The organism is Marinobacter vulgaris, assembly GCF_003344045.1.
Classification (GTDB): domain Bacteria; phylum Pseudomonadota; class Gammaproteobacteria; order Pseudomonadales; family Oleiphilaceae; genus Marinobacter; species Marinobacter vulgaris.
The window spans coordinates 1-2,733 of sequence record NZ_QFWX01000017.1; the positions used below are offsets into that span (position 1 = coordinate 1).

2 protein-coding genes are annotated in these 2,733 nt (G+C 45.6%); both read right to left on the reverse strand.

The annotated features are described in order from the left end of the window. Window positions 1-419: 419 nt before the first annotated feature. On the reverse strand, window positions 420-1,241 hold the full coding sequence (locus tag DIT71_RS17500) for a substrate-binding periplasmic protein (RefSeq protein WP_227538196.1): 822 nt from the start codon (window positions 1,239-1,241) through the stop codon (window positions 420-422). Further along, the gene (locus tag DIT71_RS17505) at window positions 1,228-2,508 is read right to left on the reverse strand and encodes a diguanylate cyclase (protein ID WP_227538197.1); all 1,281 of its coding nucleotides are present in this window, start codon (window positions 2,506-2,508) and stop codon (window positions 1,228-1,230) included. The genes DIT71_RS17500 and DIT71_RS17505 overlap by 14 nt, the downstream gene beginning before the upstream one ends. Between the last annotated feature and the right edge of the window lie 225 nt (window positions 2,509-2,733).

Consider the following 2,733-nt stretch of genomic DNA (forward strand, 5'->3'; position numbering starts at 1 on the left):
ACATCCGTCTCACGTACCTTGGCCGAAAAGGGCGCGAGGAAGGCAAAGACCCGATGCTGGAGCGGGTAATTAAGCTGGTCGGCGGTTGATGGTCGAAGTATTGATCACTAGCAAAACCGGGACAGATTTATTTTCTGAGGGTCTTCCGGATTGAATCAGATTGAAGTGGTGTTGCGGGTACAAGGCACCCAGCGGCTCGGATAATCGCGGAAAATAGACCTGTCCCGGTTTATCTCACCGTCAGTTCAAGAAAATTCGGTTTGTACTCCAGGTTCACCCGTGTGGTGTCACCGACCAGGCCGAAACCGTCAAGTGGCACGCCTGACAGAGTGCTGACCATAAGGAGTGCGGGTAGAAGAAACGCGTTTTTCATAGGTATGAATTCATGATAACGAGGAAAGTAACAGAAAGAGTTGGGGCTAATATTCAAACGTTACGTTATACCTGTCGAGCAGTATTTTTTGTTTTTCGCCCTTGATAGCAATGCGGCCTTGATCCCAAATTCTAATAAGCTCCTGTCTTTTCGCTGTAGGTATTTTTTTTGAGAAGATTGGCCTTTCATGCAATTTTTTATCTAACCCAGGGTGCACGATAATAAGCTCATCGTTCAGTTTCAGTTTATTTAAGACGTACTGCAGCACGAGTTCGTTATCCGCATAGAGGTCGACTCGACCGTCTTTAATCATGTGGAACACACGATCAACCACATCGTCATTACCCGCAATGACTTCGACAAAATCAGCATTTTCAGGGCCATCGATATAGTTTTGATAATCGGCACTCATCGAACTGTAATCCCACCCTGGACCCGTTGCGATGCGTTTAGCTTTTATGGATTCAATCCCGCTAAAGCGCCACGAGTCGCCTCGCCTGATGACAAAGGCGGTTGGGTAGGCAAATGTTTCTTCGGTGGCAAACTCAAAGTCTTTATCCAGATCCTTTGAATACAGATACTCGGGCAAAAGGTCGCAAAGACCTTCTGCGACCATATCCAGACCCCTTGCCAGAGGAACTTCATAATACTCCAGGTTGTAGCCCTCGGCTGCGTATATTTGATCCAGCATGTCTATGACAACACCCCGGTCGGAAGAGTCTTCTGATGGAAATATTGTCATTGGTGCCCAATGGTCGTAACAAACGTTTAATGTTTCTGCGTGGCTCGTGGCGGCTCCGGTTAAGCAGAGTGCCAACAGTGCCCGGTGAGAAAATACTTTAGATTTCGATGTTCTAGCGTTCAACACGGTTGCGACCCTTATCTTTTGCGCCGTAAAGCTTTAAATCGGCGCGTTTAAAAAGTTCTTCAATTAAATTATCCGTTTGCAGAGATGAATCAATGCCAAGGCTCACAGTGTAAGTGACCGTTTTACCATCAACTTCTAACCTGGAACAGCTAACGGCTTCTCGTATCTTGTCAGCGATCTGAAAGGCCGCGTTGATGTCTGTGTCAGGCAAAAATATTGCAAATTCCTCTCCGCCTAATCGTCCGATCAGGTCAGACTTTCTTAAAAAAATCTGGATTGTCTGTGCGAAATGAACGAGTACCTTGTCGCCGATGAAATGGCCAAAGTTATCGTTAATCAGTTTAAATTTATCCAAATCCATCACAACAAGAGTGGCGGTCGAGTTCTGACGCTTTGAAAGCGCTAGCAGGTGTTGTGCTGTTTCAAAAAAACTTCCGCGATTTAGTATGCCGGTCAGCGAGTCTCTGGTTGCCAGATACTGAAGCTTTTTGTTTAAAAGCAGTAATTCTTCGGTGCGCTTTTCGACGGCCGTTTCCAGCCAATTTCGCTTGCTTTTTTCGTCTTGCAATAGTTTCTCCCGGTCACTTTCTATCGCAGATAGCATAATATTCATATGCTTCTGGAGTTGACCGATTTCGTTATCTTCGGGAGCCGATAGGTGAATGCGTTTGCTCATGTTCTGGTTCAGTTGGATCTCATCCACTTGCGACACCAATTCCTTCAAGGGTCTCGACAAATAACGATCAAACGCCCAAATAAAAAGCCAGAACAAAATGGATAGTTTTACGATGGCAGTAATCGCAATCAAGGTGAAGCCGAACAGCACGCGATCGAGAACAATTTGCGACGATGAATACAATGTCAAAGACCCAAGCGATATGTCTTTATCTTTTAGTTTCCAATCCAGTTTTGATTCCGTGCTGAACATCGACAACGGGGGTGAGGACGGATTGTAGGATCTCTTGGCTATAATTTCGTTGCCATTCTTGTCCAGAATGTCGACGCCCTCAATAATGGGCATTTTTATCAGTCCGGAAATAAGCACTTCCATTTGGTTATAATCATACTGCCAAAAACTTGCTGAGATTGATCCGCGGACCGTTTCCTCCAACTGTTTTAGTTCATTTAAAATAGAATCCTGAGTTTTCAAATATTCTGTTAAAAACTGAACGCTGGTTATTAGGCAAGCGACGACAATGTAAATGGAAAAAATAACGCGCATCATTTTTTGGGACAGGTTATTTGGGCGCAGAACATGAATAGACACTAAAAAAACCTGCATGGTGGCGTTAAACGGCTTTTAGTTTAGATGAAGGCCGCGGTTCATGACAGCTACAAAGACAAGACAGGCTGAATCCACAGCGGCGGCCACAGCGTGTGCCAGTCGCATCCAGAAAAAGATCATGCGGGGCATCCCCCCGCTCGAGAAAACCGGGACAGATTTATTTTCCAGTCTGCCTGGTGCCCAGGCAGGCCTGAACCTCGTCACCAA